Genomic DNA, 19,146 nt, shown 5'->3' with positions numbered 1-19,146 from the left:
AATTATATGAAAGCAACTATTTCTGTATCCTATAGATCGGTACAGCTATTTCGCATTTTACTTAGCGGAATATTTTTAGTGGCGAGTTTTAACCATATTTTGAATCTGGAAAAAACGCTAAATCGAATTGACCAGGCGAGGTTTAAAGGCATTGCCTACTTCTTTGGTAATCCTGAATATTTAGTGATCATATCGGGAATTGTTATGATGATCGCCGGATTTTGCCTACTTATCGGCTATAAAACCCGATTGGCGGCAATAGCTCTGGCGTCAGTGATAATACCAATTACTTTAACTGTCCAGGTAGGACAAATTCACACTTTAGGTCCTCTTTTTAAAAATATAGCCATATTAGGAGGACTTCTATTTTTTATATTAAACGATATTCAAACATTTAAAAAACAATAATTATGAGAAAGCTAATTCTAGGAGTATTTCTTTTAACACTCACATTTTCGAATACTCTAAACGCACAAACATCCAAACAAGAGGATCATTCACATAATTATGTGGTGCTTACGAAAAAGATCCCCCAACTTCAGCCAATTATTTTAACCGCTGAAGCGCTGGCGGAAGAAGATGGGAAGAGTTTCGGGGATTTCCAAGCGATTATCTGTGGAAAAACCGTAGAGGAACTTACAAACAAAGAAGTGATGATGGACTTTATTGAAAAAGCTGAAAAAGCTCACGTGAAAATTGTGGTATGTGGGTTCTCCTTAAAAAAGTTTAAAGTTAATAAAGAAGATATCCCAGAGGAACTTGAAGTTGTGGACAATGGTATCCTGCATGATTTTCAGCTGCAGAAAAAAGGTTATTTGAGTATAGAACTCTAAGTAGTCAGTAAGTTAATTAGTTGAAGTATAAACCATAAGAGCTAAGGTTCTTATGGTTTATACAATTTTCCTCAAATCTCTGTGATAAATTATTACTTTTGTAATCAGTGCAAACAAAAAATCAAATAAAGTCCCTATTTCTTCTTGGCGTTTTTATGCTGATGTCTTTTCATCAGGTCATACCGCATGCACACCATGAACATCAGGAGGAGAATAACGAGGTTGCACATCATCATTCCGGTGAAGCTCATCACCACGAAAAGAAGCAGGAAGATAAGCAAGGCGGATTCTTGTCTTATTTGCTGGCTATTCATTCTCATACGAGTGCTTCCAACGAAATTCCGGTTATTAAGGAATATTCCGAGGACGTCAGGGTTCAAAATACCGAAGCTAAAAAGAAAGCTTCAAATAAATACTATTTAGGTAATTGGGTTTTAGCTGATCAGGATTCAGAAAATTTTGAAATTTATCAGCCTCCCAACGATTATTTTAATCCCTATTTATCTTTACTCTCACTTCGGGGACCTCCCGACTTAGTTTGATCAACTAGTCAGGCCACTATTTAAAATAGCTGGCTGACCTTATCGTATAGATTAAACTAAAATCAAAATTTATGTACAGAAATATAGTTTCCGCTGTATGCGGAATACTAATATCTATGGGCTCATTTGCCCAAGATACCGGTATGAATGGCATTTTGGAGCAGATTAGCCAGAATAACAGACAACTCAAGGCATATCAGTCTTATATGGCTAGTCAGAATCTTGCTAATAAGTCAGAGAATAACTTGCAGGATCCCGAGGTTTCAGCCTTTTACCTTCCTTTCGGCGAGCATCAAACTGGTGATTATACAGAATATCAGGTTTCTCAGCAATTCGAGTTTCCTACAGTTTATGGAGCGCGAAGTAAGCGAATTGAAAAGCAAAAGGAATTGCTGGAACTGGAGTACGAGACGCTAAGTCAGAAAATATTACTGAATGCCAAAAAGCAGCTTTTGGAATTACAGACTTTGCAAAAACGAAAAGAGCTGGAGGAAAAAAGAGTGGAGCAGTCCAAACAGGTGTATGATCAAATTCAGCGTTTATTCAATGCAGAACAAATCGGTATCCTGGAATTGAATAAAGCCAAAGTAGCCTGGTTACAGGAGCAGTTTGAACTGGATCGGATTAACATCAGGATCAGGAATACACTTCTAGAACTTCAGAAATTGAACGGTGGAAATACAATTGAGGCTGAAGAGGTCCAATTTTTCGAAGATCCTGAATTGGCCGAAATGCAGACGCTTTGGGAAGAAAAACTTTCCGAAGATGCCGAAATTAAGCAGTTAAAAGCTCGAGAGAATCTTGCCCAGCAGCAGGTAAAACTGGAAAAGAATAAGATTCTTCCAGATCTAAGCATTGGGTATAATTACCAGGGAGTGAATTCTAGCAATTATTCCGGTTTCTTAGGCGGACTATCAATTCCGCTTTGGAACAGCAAGAATAAGGTAAAAGCGGCAGAGGCAAATTTGGAATATAACCAGGCGAACACTGGCGCTGAAACGGCTGAACTATACACCCGATTTCAGGAAGACTATCAGCAATATCAATTATTAAAGAGAAAATACGAGGAATATCAGGAAACTTTTCAGGATCTGAATTCCGAAGAACTTTTATTTAAAGCCTACGAACTTGGGGAATTTTCATTTCTGGATTATTACCGGGAAGTAGAGTTCTACCGTCAGGCTTATAACAATATGCTGGAGATGGAAAAAGAACTTCTTCAGCTTAAAGCAACACTTTTAAAACATCAATTATAATTAAAATTAAATAATATGAATTTCAAGAATTTATTTTTCGCGGCAATATTAGTATTAGGGTTTTCAGCTTGTAGAGATACTGCAAAAGAAGATCATGGACATGAACATGAGGAAGGAGCTGAAGCTCATCCCCATGAGGAGGAAGAGCATGGTCATCCACATAATGAAGACGGTAGTCATATGGACGAAGATCATATGGAACAGGAAGAGTTCAAGGTTGGTGAAGACTCACTTGATATGCATGAAGAGTCTGATCATCATTCACATGATGACGGGACGGAGCATAAGGATCATTAAAAAACAATATTAGACATGAAATATATTTATATAGTATGTATCTCGCTTTTCCTTTTTTCCTGCGGAAATAACGAGGAGGAAGGCCATGCGCACGATGCAGAAGGAAATCACGTAGGCTCAGAAGTTCCTGCGATCAGCAAAACTATCTGGACAGATCAGACGGAGCTTTTCGTGGAGTTTCCGGCTTTAGTGGAAGGAAAAACCAGCAAATTTGCCGCCCATTTTACTGTTCTGGATAAACACCAGCCGGTTCGGAAGGGTTCGGTTACGGTAAGTCTCATTCAAGGAGATAGCGGAATTCGGCATAAGGTGGAATCGCCGTCTTCACCCGGAATTTTTTCACCCGCTTTACAGCCAAAAAGACCTGGGACTTACGACCTGGTTTTTGATCTGAAAACTCCTGAGTATTCAGACAGGATCGTAATTGAAGATGTTCAGGTGTATGCCTCGGCTGCGGAAGCTTCAGAAAATGTAACGGAAGCTGAAGATGCCGGCATTAGCTTTTTAAAGGAGCAGGCCTGGAAGATCGATTTTCAAACAGAGCCTGTTACAGATGGTGAAGTTTATGACATTGTGCATACATCAGGAGTATGGCAAGCCGCTCCGGGAACATATAAGTCCCTTGCAGCAGGAGCTAATGGAATAGTGAATTTTGCTTTAGATAACTTAACGGAAGGTACCGAGGTGAAAAAAGGTCAGCTGTTGATGACTTTGAGCAGCGAAGGACTTTCTTCCAATAATATCCAGGCAGAAATCGCTCAGGCCAAAGCCAGGTACGATCAAGCGAAAGCTGAATATGAACGAAAAAAGGAACTTTATGAGGATAAAATTGTGCCCAAAGCGGAATTTGAAAGGGTGGAAAGCGACTTTCGGGTAGCCGAATCTAATTACCGTGCACTTGCCTCCAATTACGGAGCTGGCGGGAAGCAGATCAGGGCTCCTTTTGGCGGATTTATAAAATCCATAAGCACCTCAAACGGGGATTACGTAGAACAGGGAGCTAATCTTGTTAGCATTGGAACTGACAAATCACGTTTGCTTAAAACGCAATTAAGTGCCTCTCATAATCCAAGTAAAGAAGCTATTGCGAGTGTATGGTACAGAAATGATGAAGGGACCTGGAGTGAAGTAGAAGATGGATCGATTGTTTCCGTAGGGAAGGAAGTGGAAGATCGCAAACCAATGATCCCTGTCTTTATTAAAGTGAACGATGTAGTTGAAATGCCCGAAGGCAGTTTTACTGAAGTCCAAATTGCACTTGGAGAAGCTGAAACCGGAATTGTGGTGCCTGAAGCTGCACTGCTCGAGGATTATGGTAATTATTCTGTGATCGTACAAACCGGCGGAGAAAATTTTGAAAGAAGACCTGTAAAGATCGGGAAACGAAACGGAAAGAATGCACAGGTACTTAGCGGACTTGAGGCCAGAGACGTTGTCGTGACCACCGGAAATTACCAGGTTAAGATGGCTTCAATGTCCGGACAAACACCTGCTCATGGGCATGATCATTAATATTGAAATAGAAATTAGATGTTAAATAAAATATTATCAATTTCACTTAAAAACAGGCTTCTGGTCCTTCTGGCGGCTGTGGTACTGAGCGTCACCGGGTTTTACCTCGCACGTACTATGAACGTGGATGTATTCCCAGACCTTACCGCGCCTACCGTGACCATACTTACGGAAGCTCACGGAATGGAGAGTGAAGAGGTAGAGAAACTAGTAACTTACCAGCTCGAAACCGCGATGAACGGTTCGCCGAATGTAAGAAGGATTCGTTCTTCCTCAGCCGCGGGGATCTCCATCGTTTGGGTTGAATTCGACTGGGGTACTGATATTTACAAGGCAAGACAGATCGTAAGTGAACGTATTCCAATGGTTCGTGAAAACCTGCCTACAGGAATAGGAGCGCCTACCATGGCACCCATCTCCTCGATTATGGGAGAAGTAATGCTATTGGGAGTCACTTCAGATAGTCTTAGCCCAATGGAACTAAGAACATTATCTGACTGGCAGATCCGTCCACGGATTAAAGCCATCGGAGGGATTGCAAACGTGGTGGTGATTGGAGGAGACTATAAACAATACCAGGTTTTTGCCGATCCCGGAAAAATGAAATATTACGATGTAAGTCTCGACGAATTAACCGAGAAGGTTAAAGAGGCGAATACGAATGCTCCCGGTGGTTTTCTTAATCAATACGGAAATCAATACATCATCAAAGGAAGTGGTAGGGCTTATGCGATAGATGATCTGGAAGAAGCTGTGGTAAAACAGGTGAACGGCCAGAGTATCAAGATCAAGGATGTGGCAGAAGTGAAAATAGGAGCTGCTGATAAGATAGGTGATGGTTCGCTGAATGCGGAACCGGCGGTTATCCTAACAATTTCCAAGCAGCCCGATGTAAATACCCTCGAGCTTACGGAAAGACTGGATGAAGCCATTGCCGAACTGGAAACCAGTCTGCCGGAAAGCGTCGAGATCAAAAGTCAGATCTTCCGACAGGCAGATTTTATTGATGCTTCCATCAGTAACCTGAATATGACCTTGCTTGAAGGAGCTTTTTTTGTGGTCATTGTGTTATTCATTTTCCTGATGAATTGGCGTACTACCCTAATTTCACTACTGGCGATCCCAATTTCGTTATTGGTATCGATTATCGTATTAAAAATGCTGGGCTATACCATCAATACTATGAGTTTGGGAGGGATGGCAATTGCAATTGGAGCACTGGTAGATGATGCTATCATTGATGTGGAGAATGTTTATAAACGCCTGCGCGAAAATATTCGAAAACCAAAAGCTGAAAGGCAGTCGGTGATCACCGTGGTAAGGGATGCATCGGTGGAAATTAGAAGTTCTATTATCATAGCAACCCTTATCATTATTGTCTCTTTTGTGCCACTGTTTTTCCTTGGCGGAATGGAAGGTCGATTGCTCAAACCGCTGGGAATTGCTTTTATCACTTCTGTATTGACGTCGCTGATTGTAGCGGTAACCGTTACTCCGGTGCTGTGTAGCTATCTTTTGAAAAAGGAGAAAATGCTGAAAAAGCAGTCCGAAGGAACAAAAGTGGAAAGATGGTTACAGAAGGCTTACGCCGATATTCTAAATCGAGCCTTAAAGATCCCTAAGACCGTGATCGCGGTAACAGTGGTTGCTTTTTTACTGAGTATTGCGTTATTTACGCAATTAGGAAGAAGTTTTCTTCCTGAATTCAACGAGGGATCACTAGTGATAAGTGTGGTGGGGCCTCCATCCATGTCGCTAGAAGAAAGTAATAAGACTGGAAACCAGGTAGAGCAATTATTGCTTGAAATGCCTGAAGTGGATGTGGTTACCAGAAGGACCGGTAGAGCTGAACTGGACGAGCATGCCCAGGGAGTAAATGCCGCCGAGATCGATGTACCATTCACCCTTGAAGATAAATCGAAGGAGGAGTTTTTTGAAGAGGTACGGGAGAAATTAAGTATCGTTCCGGGGGTTAATATTACGCTGGGACAGCCAATTGCCCACCGTATCGACCATATGCTTTCAGGTACGAGAGCCAATATCGCGATCAAGATCTTTGGACCCGATTTACAACAGCTATATGAAATAGGTAAAAACGTGGAGGAGAATATTACTCCTATCGATGGGCTTGCCGATGTAGCTGTTGATCAGCAGATCGAAGTACCTCAGATCAAAATAAGCCCAAAACGACAGATCCTTTCAGCTTATGGAATGACCGTAGGACAGTTAATGGAGCAGGTAGATATCGCCTTTGCCGGTCACGAAGTGGGTGAAATTTATGAAGGTCAGAAGTATTTTGACCTGGTGGTTCGTTATAAGGAGGATGTGAGAAACAGCATTGAGAAAATCAAAACCGCTTTGATTGGATTGCCAAATGGTTCACAGGTTCCATTGGAACAGCTCGCTAATGTTTCGTCCGTAAGCAGTCCGAATACCATTAGCCGGGAAGATGTGCAAAGGAAGATCGTGGTTGCTGCGAATGTGCAGGGTCGGGATTTGAGAAGTGCGGTAGAAGAAATTCAAGAAACCGTGAATTCTTCGGTGAATATTCCCGAAGGCTATAGGGTACAATACGGTGGGCAATTTGAAAGTGAATCGAGAGCTTCACAAATGCTGTTGATCACTGCAATTATTGCAATCTTCGTGATCTTTCTCTTATTGTATTTTGAATTCAACAATGTGAAACTCGCTTTTGTTGTGCTTATCAATTTACCCCTGGCTTTGATTGGTGGAATCTTAATCGTATACTTTACTTCAGGAATTGTAAGTATAGCTTCCACGATAGGTTTTATCAGTTTATTTGGGATCGCGACACGAAATGGAATCTTGCTGGTTTCGAGATATGAAGATCTGCGGAAGGAAGGCCTTAGAGGATATGAGCTCATTAAATCTGGTGCGCTCGACAGATTAAATCCAATTTTAATGACAGCGTTTACAACTGGATTAGCACTTATTCCACTTGCCTTAAAAGGAGGCGAACCGGGAAGTGAGATCCAAAGCCCAATGGCTGTTGTAATCCTGGGTGGATTGCTTTCAGCAACGGTACTGAACCTGGTAGTAATACCTTGTGTGTATGAATTAGTTACGAGGAAAGATTAATCGACTTCTAAAATTTTAAAAAAAAATTGGCGGGCTCGATATAGAGTCCGCTTTTCATTTTTAGCAGCAATTTGTTCCTTCCTGAATGGGTGGACAGGCAACAGTACCATAAGAACAATAAACGCAGCAATCACCTTCCTTTGGTTTCAATAATTGACTGCAATTTTCACATTGGTAAAAAAACTGACAGGCGGTTGTAGGCATTTCTTCTTCTTTCGTATGTCCGCAATCAGGACACGTAATGGTAGAAACTAGTTCTATTTCCATAATCTATTTATTTTTTAATCATATGAGGGATATCTGATGACAATGTTGGATACGTAAATATCATCGTCTTTAACTCATTGATTTTTATTTTGGTCTTTATCACCATGGCGAATAAATTGATGGTTTCCTCCTCGTTAGGGCCTATTAAATGTGCGCCAAGAATAGTCTGATTTTCTTTATCAATAATCGTTTTGCATTAAACCAGCTTTCCGCAGTGTTATAATTAACTTGATATTCAATCTGTTGTTATTTGGCTTCTGCTTCGGTCAATCCTACTGATGCAAGGGTAGGCAAAGTAAAAATCACAGATGGCATTATCGAATAATTCCTCTCTTTTCACGATGTCTAGGTAGCACTTTTTGCTAAGAAATAGGTGATCTATTAGCTAATTTTATAAAGACATCCTGAAGCTCACTCTCCTTTTCTCAATAAGATTATTTATAACAGCGAAAAATTTATATTTAGATTAACCTGGTTTTTATACGGTATATGTTAAAAATAAAATTTAGATTTGCCTAAATAATATTTTAGGTAATGAAAAAACAATGGTTTTGTCTGATTATTTCTATCGCTTTTTTTACATCCTGCGAAAAATTGGCTGATGAATATGGTCCTGTTCCTCCAAAGGAAAATGAACTTCTTGATGGGCCTGTAGAAGGATTATCAATCGAAGAACAGATTCAGTTCTTGAATGGGGATATAGCGTTCAATGATGAAGTATTTACTGCAGAAACTGGACTCGGCCCCGTTTTCGTAGGTACTAGCTGTGTTAGTTGTCATTCTGGGGATGGTAAAGGTCACCCGTTTAATCAATTTATAAGATTCGGTCAAAGTGATACTTTAGGAAATCCTTTTGCAGACTTTGGGGATGGTAAAAATCAATTACAGAATAAAGCAATTCAGGGGTTTCAGCCTGAAAAGCTACCTCCAGGAGCACCCTTCACAACCTTGGTTGCGCCTGCGGTCACAGGATTAGGTTTTTTGGATGCTGTTCCAGATGAAAGTATACTTTCTCTAGCCGATCCTTATGATGAGAATGGCGACGGAATAAGTGGTAGAGCTCATTTCGCATATCCTCCTGAATATGTTCAAATTCGGCCGAATAGTATTTCACGTGGAGGTAAATATATTTTTAGGTTTGGTAAAAAGGCAATTAGTTATGACTTATTGCATCAAACAGTAGGTGCGTATAATCAAGATATAGGTATTACATCGTTATTTGAACCTATAGATCCTTATAGCGGGCTGGAAGAGGACCCGGAAATCAGTACTCAGGTAGTTAACGAGGTGGTTTTTTATTTAAAAACCTTAAAAGCTCCGATACCTCGAAATCAAAATGATCCTGATGTTGTATCTGGCAAACAAATTTTTTCCCGAATTCAATGTGCTGCCTGCCATACCCCAAGCATGAAAACAGGATATTCGCTTATCGAAGCACTATCTAATAAAGAATTTCATCCCTATACAGATTTACTACTTCATGATATGGGTCCTGGTCTGGACGATGGATATACCGAAGGTTTTGCTGAAACATCCGAATGGAGAACCCCTCCGCTATGGGGAATTGGCCTTTCTGAAAACTCACAAGGAGGAGGTTTGTTTCTTTTACATGATGGCAGGGCAAGAAGTATTGAGGAAGCCATTTTGATGCATGGCGGTGAAGCCAAAAATTCAAGGGATGAGTTCAATGCCCTATCGGATCAGGAAAAAAAGCAACTACTTGAATTTATAAATTCATTATGATGAAAAGAAAAAAATTTATCCAAACCCTTTCCTCTGTTGCTATAACAATACCAAGTTTAGGTTTTTTACATTCATGCAGTGGAATTTACTATGCTACAGCAAAGGAAGAGGTAGATAAGATAACCATAGCGAAGCATGAGTTTATTCTTGAAAAAAATAACAAGGTGTCTAAAAGAGAGTTTGTCCTTATACAAAATAACAAATACAGATTCCCTATTTGTCTATATAAAGTTGGTGAAGACTATATAGCTTCCTTACTAAAATGCACTCATCGAGGGTGTGAGCTTAATGTTGGTGGGGGTATCTATAGTTGTCCTTGCCATGGAAGCCAATTTTCCAATGAAGGAACCGTATTACAAGGACCTGCTGAACAAAAACTAAAAACATTTCCAACGAAAACAGACGATGAAAACATCTATATTTTATTCTCCTAATTATTTGATCATTACCTTAATATTGTTCACCCTCAGTGGAAATTTAATAGCCCAAAACGAGGATGATATACTTAAAAGAACGAAGTCAGATACAACAGATACTCAACTTAACATGGATGCGGTATACAATCGACCAGCTCTAACAATAAATAAAGCTCCGGTATCTATTGGGGGATATCTTGAAGCCAATTCGATATATGCAGTGGAAGATGGATTGACAGAAGGATTATCTTTTCAAGCACGACGTTTAACATTATTTCTGTCTGCTTCAATTAACAAAAGAATTAAATTTTTAACGGAAGTAGAGTTTGAAGAGGGAGGTAAAGAGATTGCCATAGAATTTGCTGCTATGGATATCTCCTTTGATCCTCTTCTCAATTTACGAGGTGGAATAATCTTGAATCCAATCGGTGCTTTTAATCAAAATCACGATGGTCCTAAATGGGAGTTTGTAGAAAGACCTGATGTGGCAGTAAAATTACTACCCGTCACTTTTTCTAATGCAGGTTTTGGAATGTATGGTAAAACAAATACTGGAGATTGGATTATCGGATATGAAGCATACCTCTCAAATGGATTTGACAATAGTATAATTAATAATTCAAAAGATCGAACCTCTCTTTCATCCGTTAAAGAAAATGAAGAGCGTTTTGAAGAAAATTTCAGCGGTGACCCTTTAATTACTACAAAACTTGCTATAGGAAATAGAAATATAGGTGAGGTTGGTTTTTCTTATATGGGCGGTACATACAATCGTGTAATGGAAGATGGACTACAGATAGATGAAAAGAATAGGAGGGTGGATGTCTTGGCTATTGATCTTAGCACTACTATTGAATCAACCGGCACTTATATTGTTGGAGAAGGCGCTTATGTGTGGGTGGATGTGCCAAAAACATTTACGCAACAGTTTGGAGATAAACAAGCAGGATTTTTTCTGGATGTAGTTCAACCAGTGTTGCAAAAGAAAATGTTCGGTTGGGAAAATGCATCCTTAAACGTCTCCGCAAGGACAGATTATGTAGATTTTAATATTGGTAACTTCACTCAAACTAATACAAATATAGGGGATGATTTAATTGCGGTTACCCCTTCTATTAGTTTTAGACCGTCTCCTGCAACGGTTTTAAGGTTGAATTATCGTTATCAGTGGCAGAAAGACATTTTAAATAATCCTGCCACCAAAACGGCCACCTGGTACCTAGGTTTTAGTACCTATTTTTAAGAATGATATGCAATTTTAACAAATGGAGTAGGCTGCTTGGGTTAGCATGATTAGTTTTATTTTATTGCTAATTACAATATTTCGAATCAGAAGGCTTAAAATTATCTCAGTTTTTAGACAAGTTGAGAAAATGTTTCCAGGTGCAAAGCTTAATCAATAAAATGCTTCTTATTCAGTTTTATATTTCTTTTCCTTCTTTCATGACTTGCGTAAAATATATCATGGACAAAATGAGTCTGCGTCCATATTCTAAAAAAAAATCAATTAAAATGTATCTTTTTAGAAATTTAAAGGTCTCCATAGTAAATTGTAAAATTTATAAGCATGAATGATTGTAAATGCACTAATTGTGATTGCACTAAATGTAATTGCATAAATTGTTTAGAAAAAAATTGCCCTTGTACAAAATGTGAATGTGGTAAATGCGATTGTTGCTGAATTGAATAAAGGTTGGTTAAAAGCTAACCTTTATTTATTTTTGAACTATGGAGACTCAAAAAGTTTGGAACAATTTCAATGAAGAGCTATTCTTCTTTATTCTCAAAAAAGTCAAAAATGAAAGTGCTACAAATGATATTTTTCAAAATACATTTTTAAAAATCCATAAAAAATTACATCAACTTGAGAATGATGAAAAAGTAAAAGCTTGGATTTTTCAAATTGCTCGAAACGAGATAGCAAACTACTTCAATAAAGAATCTGTTTATTTACCGAGTGTTAATTCACAGAATGAAACTGCTTCAGAAAAATATCAGACTATATGCTGTTTTGATAAATTCGTATATGAATTACCAGATATTTATAAAAAAATAATTGAACTGGTTTATATCAAAGGACTAAAACAAAAGGAAGCAGCAGAAATCTTAGAAATAAGTCATACAAATGTCAAGGCTAGAATACGAAGAGCTAAAGATATTTTAAAACAAAAATTCAATGATTGTTGTAAATACGAGTTTGATAAAGATGGCAAATTAATTGGTGAATCCAATTGCTCTATTTGTAAATCATAATTAAAAATACATCCGCCCACAAATCCATCGCAGATAACAGGTATTGGTAAATAATAGGATTTTAGCATTTCATAATGAAACGATTAAAAACGGACAAAGGGATAGCATTTTAACTTTAGTTGTTTCTTAGCATCATATTTTTTAAAGCAATCTTTTTTTGAATAAAAAACTGCTTTAAACATCAGATTAAATCAAAAAATAATCTATTAATGATCTTTAAGAGGGCTGTGATCACTCCACTCCACGCCATTTAAAAAAATCAAATTTTCTTTGTGTAATTAAAAGGGGCTTCTATATTTGTAATTATTTTTAATAAATCTAAATAAGAATAATGAAATACTTTACTTTTCTGGCTTTAATGGCCTTTAGCCTCTCTGCTTTCTCCCAATCTGGATTAAAAGGTGAAATTAAAAATGAAACAAATGGACCTATGGCAGGTGCCTCCGTTTATATCGAGGAATTACAAAAAGGAACTACTACAAATTTTGACGGGTTATATAAACTCCAAGAGATTCCCCCTGGAAACTGGAGGGTAGCGGTCAAAATGTTGGGGTACCAAACTATAGAGCAAATGATAGAAGTTAAACCAGATTCCTTAACAACCTATAATGTAAACCTGCAGGAAACATACGGCAGTTTGGATGAAGTGGTAATTTCTGCGAGCCGGAACCCGGAATATCTTTCAGAAATCCCAGCTTCTGTTACGGTGGTGAACTCAGAAAAGCTTCGGGAATTCACTAAAATATCCTCCAATATTAATGAGATTCTAGCATATACAGTGCCCGGTCTTGCTGTAAGTACAGGAACATTTTCGAATTGGGGACAAACATTAAGGGGTAGATCATTACTCGTTATGGTTGATGGAATCCCTCAATCAACACCGCTACGAAACGGACAATTGGGAATTAAAAGTATTAATCCTAACGATATAAGCAGAGTCGAAGTAATCAAAGGAGCTACTTCAATATTTGGAAATGGCGGGAATGGCGGCTTTATCAATTACATCACTAAGAATCCTACCACTTCAGAAAATTTGAGTGGCACTACTAATATTTGGGGAACATCCCAACTTTCAAGTACCGAAGATGCTCTGGGATACGGAGTATACCAATCATTTTCCGGACAACTTAATAAGCTTAGTTACTATGTAAGCGGAAGTATAGAACATACCGGGAATAAATACGATGCGGAGGGCACACCATTACTACCCACCTATGGATTTGATAATACCGATATTTACAGTACGTATGGTAAACTGGAATATCTCCTTTCTTCTAATCAAAAAATAACTATGAACGGGAATCTTTATAAATCCCTTCAGGATTCTCCCTTTATTCCAGTTCTTGCAAATATTCAGGTGTTTAATGAAGAAGGAGACTACTCGTTGGAACCCGGTTATGGTATCGAAGGATCAATTCCTGGACAGAAGCCAACTGGTTCCGAATTGGTAAATGGGAGGTTAAAATATAATCTAAATAATATTTTCTCCGGTACTACAGATTTTGAAACTGATCTATATTATTCCAAAGCCAAAAGTATTTTCTTTTATTCCGATAAATTCGAAGGAGGAGGGCAATCCGTGATCAATTCAGAAAAGTATGGCTTAAGACCTAATTTTAATACTCAGTTCAGCCCGTCTGGCGATATGAATATATCTCTGATCTATGGACTGGATCTTTTACGAGATAAGACTAATCAGGGGCTGTTGGATGGAAGGCTCTGGGTTCCAAATATTGAACTTATGGGTGTAGCACCGTATTTACAAACCACTTTAAAACTAGATAAAAAATGGACGCTTAAAGCTGGATTACGATACGATGATTTGAAAATGGATATTGCCAATTATAATACACTTCCCTATTCACCTAAAGGAGATGGTAACTTTAATCCTTCGGTCTCCGTTCAGGGCGGAGAGCTAGCGTTCGATAATCTGGCATTTAATATGGGAGTCCGGTATATTGAACATCAGGAATTCATTCCCTACATTAGCTATTCCCAGGGTTTCTCCATAGCTGATTTAGGTTCTATTTTAAGATCTGCAAGAGCTGAAAGTATAGACAACATTCAACTGGAGCCCGCGGTTACCAATAATTATGAATTCGGGTTTATTTCAAAATTTAATAATCTTCGTTTAGAGGCGGTAGGATATTACAGCACCTCTAATTTAGGTACTGGTGTTGTATTTAGTGATGAACTAAACTCGTTTATACCTTCTGAACAACCTCAGAAAATATTCGGTGGAGAGGTAGCAATAGATTATGCTCTCCCAAGCAATAAACTACTTATTGGGACTTCTTATTCGTATGTGGAAGGGCTTAAAAACCCAAACGATGATGAAAATAATTTAAGTTATGTTGGTGGTGATGTCATTTCTGCTCCAAAATTAACGGCCTATGTTACCTGGAAGCCAACAGAACAGTTTAATACTTCATTGAATGTTATGAGTTTAGGAGATCGAAACAGGTTTTCTCCTTTTCAGGATGGGGAAGGAAATTATGCTTTTAGGCATACGGAATTTCCTGTAAATGGATATACCCTGGTAAATCTAACGGCCACCTACCAAATTAAAAGTAATATTGATGTTTTCTTGGGTATCAATAACCTTCTTAATGAGTATTATTTACCGGCAAGATCTCAATGGGCGGCGCCATTAAGGTCTTTTACTACAGCTGGGGAGGGAGCGAATGCTCGTCTAGGTGTAACTTATAATTTTTAAAATCGTGGTAGTCGTTATTAAGAATGGATATTCAGAAGTAGCGACTACCATTTTACACTAAAATTTATTGCTTGAAAGCATTTTCAAAAATAGTTAAGAAAATACATCTTTTTTTAGGATTAACTTGTGGGGTTTTGGCCTCGATTTCAGGACTCACTGGTTCGATGTATGTATGGCAGCCGGAAATAACGGCGGCCTTAAATCAACGCTTACTACTAACGGAATCCACTAATACTCTTTCGGAAAAGACATTATTAAAAACTACCTCAGAACTTTATAGGAGTCAGAAAGATACTATAGCAAAGATACTCCTACCTTATCGAGAGCAGGAGACGGTTTCCATTCTTTATAAGAATAGTCAAACCCTTTATTATCATCCGGAGACGGGAGTACCTTTAGGAAAAAAATCAGCTTCCATAAAATTTTTTGAAGATTTACTGAAGATCCATCGAACTCTTGGAATTCCAAAGATTGGCAAATACATTGTGGGTGGTAGTGCCATTATATTTTGCTTATTTCTTCTTACCTCCGGTTTATTTCTATGGTGGAAAAAGTATAAATCAAATTTTAAAAAGGGAGTCAAAATTAAATGGAAACGAAATAAAAAAATATTTAACTACGATGTACATAAGTCACTTGGAATAATTTTTTTCCTTCCTTTGGTTGTAATGGCTTTTTCTGGTGGATATTTTACTTACCACAGCTACTATAAGGACGGTTTAAAGTTAATGGATAGTTTTATGGGTAATATAGAACCTAAAAAAGAGATCCTAGTAGATACCAAGTTTAATATATTACATTTATTGAAGACTCCAGACAACCAATATGCACTCCGGGCAATTTATTTTCCACAAGACGGAAATGAAGAGTATCGATTTAGATATATTAAAAACCGATTTATAAAACCGGGTCTTAGAAAAACCAAGGAATTAAAAGTAGATCAAAATGGTAAAGTTAATTATGTAACCTCTTTTGACAGTGATCCCATTAGTGAAAAAATAGCAGCACAATTTTATCCGATCCATATTGGAGAAATGGCAGGCATGATGGGGAGAATTTTTGTTTTTATCTCTGGGTTTGTCCCCTTAATATTATTTATTTCTGGTCTCAGATTTTATTATTTTAGAAGGGTAAGATAACGTCGAAAAGTGTTTAGTTTGATTTTTTTTAAACTCTTTATTTTCGAATAAATTTTGATTTAAAGGTCATATTAAACTAAGCAAGGTTCTAAAATTGGGAACCCTCAAGAATTAAACTACGAACTGAAAAAGCCAAGCTTGCAATTGAATGGGTATATATTTGTTTTGCTTGTTATACCGGGCTTGCCTATTTATTTCAAGGAAATCGCTAAAGAAGTAAAAATCAGAAAAAATTTAGGCTTTCATACTGCTAGAGATACTTTTGGTGCTACAGTAACCTTGGCCAATGGCGTACCTTTAGAAACAGTTTCCAAGTTGCTAGGACCTCATAAAATTTCCACTACCCAGATTTATGCCCAGGTAATTGATTCCAAAATATCCTCAGATATTGATAATTTGAAGCAAAGGTTGAATGATTAAAAGAAATATGTGGTTGCTCACAATTATAACCAAATAGACCTCTTGAAGTTTCAAGAGATCTTTTTAAAAAAGCAAATTAATTTCCTTCACTCAAAGAAAAGCTTCCATCTCCTTTAAAATTGGTTAAGGTGATAGTTACAGACCACAGGCCGGATGTTCCAGTTTGAGTAACACCTGAAAATGAATCTGGCTCAGATGCACCTGATAAAGACCGGTCAAGAACAGAATTATTGTTGGCGTCCCTAACAACCATTCTAAAAGAACCATTGGCAGTAGCGGTGATATCGGCATTATAATCTGCCGTAGGTTCAGAATTATTCCAGGTAAAGGTTCTGGTAGTAGATCCTCCATTGCCGGTAAAATCTCCATCAATGTCACCATCAAAATCACTGGTGTCATCAAATAATACAGAATTGTTGACACTAACTTCAGCGACTACCAGATCTTCCTGGTCATCATTATTTGAACAACCAATAAAAAGGGTTGTTAAAAATAGAATAGGAATTACAAATTTCATTGATTTCATGGGAGTGAATTTATAAGGTTCCCTGCAAAAATACATAAACTTTGCAATTACCTCTTAATAAGGTTTATGGACGATATTAAGATCCAGTTCTTTATGTAAATTCTAGGGAAGTAATTTCAAAAAATCCTTATTTAAAAGTTTTCATGATCATATATCAAACAGCTCTATATAAAGTGAGCTTGAAAAATTTCGTGTGTGCATGTGATGGTTGCCTTGAAGGAATCTTCTTCTTCTTCTTCTTCTATACCTAAAAAATGTAGGGGCTGTAAAAAGAGTCTACCATTAATTATATTTCTATAGGTTAGCTATAAATTGCTAAAAAATCCAGATGATATTTATTTTCCAATGACTGGGTAAATCGTCATCTTCCTCGTCCTGAACAATTCCTTTAAGTTTCATCTTTCCAGGTTTTAGTTCTGATACCAGATCGCCAGAAAGACTGTAAGTTTCAGTTTCAGTATGGAGTTGAAAATTATTATTCTTCTTAATTAATTTTCCCTCTATGACTACTTCAGCTTTTTTGGCGGAAAAACCATTTTTCTTGACTTCCTCCTGGATTTGTTTAAGACTTAAACTATTATTTTCCGAAAGTTCAAGATAAGCTTTACCATCATTTAAACTCACCCTTACCTTTTCCAGCCCATCCATTTTTTTAAGCCCGCGTTCAAGGCCATAGGCACAAGGTGCACAATCCATTCCAAAAACTTCCTGATCTACTTTGGTGATTTGGGCATCGGAACTTATGGTCCCAAACACTGCCACTACCATAATTAATGCTATTCTTTTCATTTTACTCTTTTTTTATGTTTAAAATTCTCCTTTAATATCCGTTATAGCCAATAACTTATGTTCAATGATACCCGGTACTTTTCACGGGGCGTATTCGGTATTAGATCCTGAACCACCGGGAACAATGCCCCGAAGGAAATTCCCCAGGGCCCGGCAAGTCCTAAAATAGAAGGACCAACCAATACTTTTTTACTTCGTTCATCCGTAGAAAAAAATTGTCCGTTAACTTTATTATCTCCGGGAAATTCGGCCAATGATTCTACAAATATCCGCCAGTCAGGTTTAGGGTAATCCCCCATAAAGATATTGGGACGATAACCTATCACCATGCTTGCATAGGGTAAATCGCCTAATTGCTGGTTGTCCTTTTCAAAATAATATTGGTAACCGCCACCTAACCAGGCGTACCACGTACGTGAGGCATATCCCGTAGAAATGGCGCCATGAATAGAGTTCCCTACATTTACCTGTCCGCGAACATCCTCAGTAGGGGCAGATACCCCTAAAATTGCTGTGGATTCAAACCTCTTTCCTACCCCAAAAGCATTTGAAAAAAAACGATACCACAAAGCAGCCTCGATATCTCCATTGGAAGGCATCATACTATTTCCACGCGTTCGTGGAGCATTTTCCAGACGCTCAATCACAGTAGGAGTGGTAAAAGTAACCTGTAAATCTTCCGTAATGCCATAGAAAAATGTATACCGAAGCATATAAGAGGCTTCGTCTTCGGTCGCTATGCTCATTCCGGCAGCGTTCATGTTTATACCGCCTTTCGCCAGGGTGGGCGTCTGCAAACCATAAATAGGGCCATGTCCCTGGGCTTTTACTTGATACAGTGTCAATAATCCTATACCCAGGATCAAAAAATATTTTTTCATTTTAATTATATTATAATTCTAAAAATTTTTGAATGGGAAAAAGTAAATAGGCTGCAAAAAGTCCAAAAAGATATAACACAAAGGAAAACCATAAGATCCCTTTGCTCCATTTAGCTGCTGTATCACAGGCCGTTTCATTTCCGTCTTCATCTATTTCACAACTCTGCTGCCGTTTTCTTCCGTAGAAAAGCCAAAAGTTAAAGCCAATCATTACCCCGGCAATCAAAAAAGTCCAGTTTTTATAGCGGCTCAGGCTAAACAACCAGGGAATATCTGAAGCCAGGCCGGCCACCACAGCTCCCATTCCCAGAGCTACCAATAATGATGGTAACGCGCAACATAAGAGTGTGGAAACGGAGGTGAATAGCGATCCTATACTTACAAAATCTTCTTTTATTTTGGCAAACATCTTTATTTTTTTAAACAAGGGATTAAATGTACCCCGGAAGCCCGGGTG

Annotated in this window: 19 protein-coding genes and 1 pseudogene; 14 read left to right on the top strand and 6 right to left on the bottom strand. The window is 38.0% G+C overall.

Annotated features, from left to right (window positions below; translation table 11 throughout):
• Nucleotides 1-6 precede the first annotated feature (6 nt).
• From G3I01_RS14550 to G3I01_RS14520, 7 genes are all read left to right on the top strand, one after another.
• Nucleotides 7-408 carry a DoxX family protein gene (locus G3I01_RS14550; RefSeq protein ID WP_219548997.1) on the top strand — a complete coding sequence of 134 codons (402 nt, stop codon included), beginning with the start codon at nucleotides 7-9 and terminating at the stop codon, nucleotides 406-408.
• A 2-nt stretch (nucleotides 409-410) separates the two neighbouring features.
• Nucleotides 411-833 carry a sulfur reduction protein DsrE gene (locus G3I01_RS14545; RefSeq protein ID WP_219548996.1) on the top strand — a complete coding sequence of 141 codons (423 nt, stop codon included), beginning with the start codon at nucleotides 411-413 and terminating at the stop codon, nucleotides 831-833.
• A gap of 161 nt (nucleotides 834-994) precedes the next feature.
• Nucleotides 995-1,375, top strand: a complete 381-nt coding sequence (locus G3I01_RS14540) for a hypothetical protein (protein WP_257710637.1) — start codon at nucleotides 995-997, stop codon at nucleotides 1,373-1,375.
• 71 nt (nucleotides 1,376-1,446) lie between these two features.
• Nucleotides 1,447-2,631: a TolC family protein gene (locus G3I01_RS14535; RefSeq protein WP_219548994.1), complete on the top strand. Its 1,185-nt coding sequence runs from the start codon at nucleotides 1,447-1,449 to the stop codon at nucleotides 2,629-2,631.
• Between the two features lie 15 nt (nucleotides 2,632-2,646).
• Complete coding sequence (locus tag G3I01_RS14530) at nucleotides 2,647-2,928, top strand: hypothetical protein (protein WP_219548992.1); 282 nt, start codon at nucleotides 2,647-2,649, stop codon at nucleotides 2,926-2,928.
• Between the two features lie 15 nt (nucleotides 2,929-2,943).
• Nucleotides 2,944-4,440, top strand: coding sequence for an efflux RND transporter periplasmic adaptor subunit (locus G3I01_RS14525; RefSeq protein WP_219548991.1), 1,497 nt, complete (start codon nucleotides 2,944-2,946; stop codon nucleotides 4,438-4,440).
• An 18-nt stretch (nucleotides 4,441-4,458) separates the two neighbouring features.
• Nucleotides 4,459-7,539 (top strand): efflux RND transporter permease subunit, encoded by a 3,081-nt coding sequence (locus G3I01_RS14520; RefSeq protein WP_219548989.1) that lies wholly within the window; start codon nucleotides 4,459-4,461, stop codon nucleotides 7,537-7,539.
• 60 nt (nucleotides 7,540-7,599) lie between these two features.
• On the opposite strand, the gene G3I01_RS14515 is transcribed toward G3I01_RS14520, so the two are convergent.
• Together G3I01_RS14515 and G3I01_RS17155 are read right to left on the bottom strand one after the other, a co-directional pair.
• Nucleotides 7,600-7,806, bottom strand: a complete 207-nt coding sequence (locus G3I01_RS14515; RefSeq protein ID WP_219548987.1) for a GDCCVxC domain-containing (seleno)protein — start codon at nucleotides 7,804-7,806, stop codon at nucleotides 7,600-7,602.
• 7 nt (nucleotides 7,807-7,813) lie between these two features.
• Complete coding sequence (locus tag G3I01_RS17155; RefSeq protein WP_257710853.1) at nucleotides 7,814-7,951, bottom strand: hypothetical protein; 138 nt, start codon at nucleotides 7,949-7,951, stop codon at nucleotides 7,814-7,816.
• Between the two features lie 389 nt (nucleotides 7,952-8,340).
• Here G3I01_RS17155 and G3I01_RS14505 point away from each other — a divergent pair, with 389 nt between their 5' ends.
• The 7 genes and pseudogenes from G3I01_RS14505 to G3I01_RS14475 all read left to right on the top strand — a co-directional run.
• Entirely contained in the window at nucleotides 8,341-9,549 is a 1,209-nt protein-coding gene (locus G3I01_RS14505; protein ID WP_219548985.1) for a di-heme oxidoredictase family protein, read from the top strand.
• A complete protein-coding gene (locus G3I01_RS14500) occupies nucleotides 9,546-9,983 on the top strand; it encodes a Rieske 2Fe-2S domain-containing protein (RefSeq protein WP_011709198.1) in 438 nt (145 codons plus the stop codon). Before G3I01_RS14505 ends, G3I01_RS14500 begins: the two co-directional genes overlap by 4 nt.
• Nucleotides 9,955-11,208 carry a hypothetical protein gene (locus G3I01_RS14495; protein WP_219548983.1) on the top strand — a complete coding sequence of 418 codons (1,254 nt, stop codon included), beginning with the start codon at nucleotides 9,955-9,957 and terminating at the stop codon, nucleotides 11,206-11,208. The genes G3I01_RS14500 and G3I01_RS14495 overlap by 29 nt, the downstream gene beginning before the upstream one ends.
• A 485-nt stretch (nucleotides 11,209-11,693) precedes the next feature.
• Nucleotides 11,694-12,218, top strand: coding sequence for a sigma-70 family RNA polymerase sigma factor (locus G3I01_RS14490; protein WP_219548981.1), 525 nt, complete (start codon nucleotides 11,694-11,696; stop codon nucleotides 12,216-12,218).
• 331 nt (nucleotides 12,219-12,549) lie between these two features.
• A complete protein-coding gene (locus G3I01_RS14485; protein ID WP_219548979.1) occupies nucleotides 12,550-14,934 on the top strand; it encodes a TonB-dependent receptor in 2,385 nt (794 codons plus the stop codon).
• A gap of 71 nt (nucleotides 14,935-15,005) precedes the next feature.
• Nucleotides 15,006-16,073: a PepSY-associated TM helix domain-containing protein gene (locus G3I01_RS14480; protein ID WP_219548977.1), complete on the top strand. Its 1,068-nt coding sequence runs from the start codon at nucleotides 15,006-15,008 to the stop codon at nucleotides 16,071-16,073.
• A 192-nt stretch (nucleotides 16,074-16,265) separates the two neighbouring features.
• Nucleotides 16,266-16,493 (top strand): annotated as a pseudogene (locus tag G3I01_RS14475) (tyrosine-type recombinase/integrase); the annotation flags it as partial.
• A gap of 76 nt (nucleotides 16,494-16,569) precedes the next feature.
• Here the strand turns inward: G3I01_RS14475 and G3I01_RS14470 are convergent.
• From G3I01_RS14470 to G3I01_RS14455, 4 genes are all read right to left on the bottom strand, one after another.
• Nucleotides 16,570-17,019, bottom strand: coding sequence for a hypothetical protein (locus G3I01_RS14470; protein ID WP_219548975.1), 450 nt, complete (start codon nucleotides 17,017-17,019; stop codon nucleotides 16,570-16,572).
• Nucleotides 17,020-17,334: 315 nt separating this feature from the next.
• Complete coding sequence (locus tag G3I01_RS14465; RefSeq protein ID WP_219548973.1) at nucleotides 17,335-17,808, bottom strand: heavy metal-associated domain-containing protein; 474 nt, start codon at nucleotides 17,806-17,808, stop codon at nucleotides 17,335-17,337.
• Nucleotides 17,809-17,849: 41 nt separating this feature from the next.
• Nucleotides 17,850-18,689, bottom strand: a complete 840-nt coding sequence (locus G3I01_RS14460) for a hypothetical protein (RefSeq protein WP_011709207.1) — start codon at nucleotides 18,687-18,689, stop codon at nucleotides 17,850-17,852.
• 10 nt (nucleotides 18,690-18,699) lie between these two features.
• A complete protein-coding gene (locus tag G3I01_RS14455; protein WP_219548971.1) occupies nucleotides 18,700-19,098 on the bottom strand; it encodes a hypothetical protein in 399 nt (132 codons plus the stop codon).
• Nucleotides 19,099-19,146 lie beyond the last annotated feature (48 nt).

Source organism: Gramella sp. MT6, assembly GCF_019357415.1.
Classification (GTDB): Bacteria; Bacteroidota; Bacteroidia; order Flavobacteriales; family Flavobacteriaceae; genus Christiangramia.
Note: the sequence above shows the minus strand (reverse complement) of the source record. Positions and strands in the feature narration are given on the sequence as shown.

Coding starts and splice junctions, on each gene's coding strand:
- G3I01_RS14505 (WP_219548985.1), top strand. CDS start 8,341: ATGAAAAAACAATGGTTTTGTCTGATTATTTCTATCGCTTTTTTTACA.
- G3I01_RS14535 (WP_219548994.1), top strand. CDS start 1,447: ATGTACAGAAATATAGTTTCCGCTGTATGCGGAATACTAATATCTATG.
- G3I01_RS14500 (WP_011709198.1), top strand. CDS start 9,546: ATGATGAAAAGAAAAAAATTTATCCAAACCCTTTCCTCTGTTGCTATA.
- G3I01_RS14470 (WP_219548975.1), bottom strand. CDS start 17,019: ATGAAATCAATGAAATTTGTAATTCCTATTCTATTTTTAACAACCCTT.
- G3I01_RS14485 (WP_219548979.1), top strand. CDS start 12,550: ATGAAATACTTTACTTTTCTGGCTTTAATGGCCTTTAGCCTCTCTGCT.
- G3I01_RS14495 (WP_219548983.1), top strand. CDS start 9,955: ATGAAAACATCTATATTTTATTCTCCTAATTATTTGATCATTACCTTA.
- G3I01_RS14490 (WP_219548981.1), top strand. CDS start 11,694: ATGGAGACTCAAAAAGTTTGGAACAATTTCAATGAAGAGCTATTCTTC.
- G3I01_RS14530 (WP_219548992.1), top strand. CDS start 2,647: ATGAATTTCAAGAATTTATTTTTCGCGGCAATATTAGTATTAGGGTTT.
- G3I01_RS14465 (WP_219548973.1), bottom strand. CDS start 17,808: ATGAAAAGAATAGCATTAATTATGGTAGTGGCAGTGTTTGGGACCATA.
- G3I01_RS14520 (WP_219548989.1), top strand. CDS start 4,459: ATGTTAAATAAAATATTATCAATTTCACTTAAAAACAGGCTTCTGGTC.
- G3I01_RS14545 (WP_219548996.1), top strand. CDS start 411: ATGAGAAAGCTAATTCTAGGAGTATTTCTTTTAACACTCACATTTTCG.
- G3I01_RS14525 (WP_219548991.1), top strand. CDS start 2,944: ATGAAATATATTTATATAGTATGTATCTCGCTTTTCCTTTTTTCCTGC.
- G3I01_RS14515 (WP_219548987.1), bottom strand. CDS start 7,806: ATGGAAATAGAACTAGTTTCTACCATTACGTGTCCTGATTGCGGACAT.
- G3I01_RS14550 (WP_219548997.1), top strand. CDS start 7: ATGAAAGCAACTATTTCTGTATCCTATAGATCGGTACAGCTATTTCGC.
- G3I01_RS14455 (WP_219548971.1), bottom strand. CDS start 19,098: ATGTTTGCCAAAATAAAAGAAGATTTTGTAAGTATAGGATCGCTATTC.
- G3I01_RS14540 (WP_257710637.1), top strand. CDS start 995: ATGTCTTTTCATCAGGTCATACCGCATGCACACCATGAACATCAGGAG.
- G3I01_RS14460 (WP_011709207.1), bottom strand. CDS start 18,689: ATGAAAAAATATTTTTTGATCCTGGGTATAGGATTATTGACACTGTAT.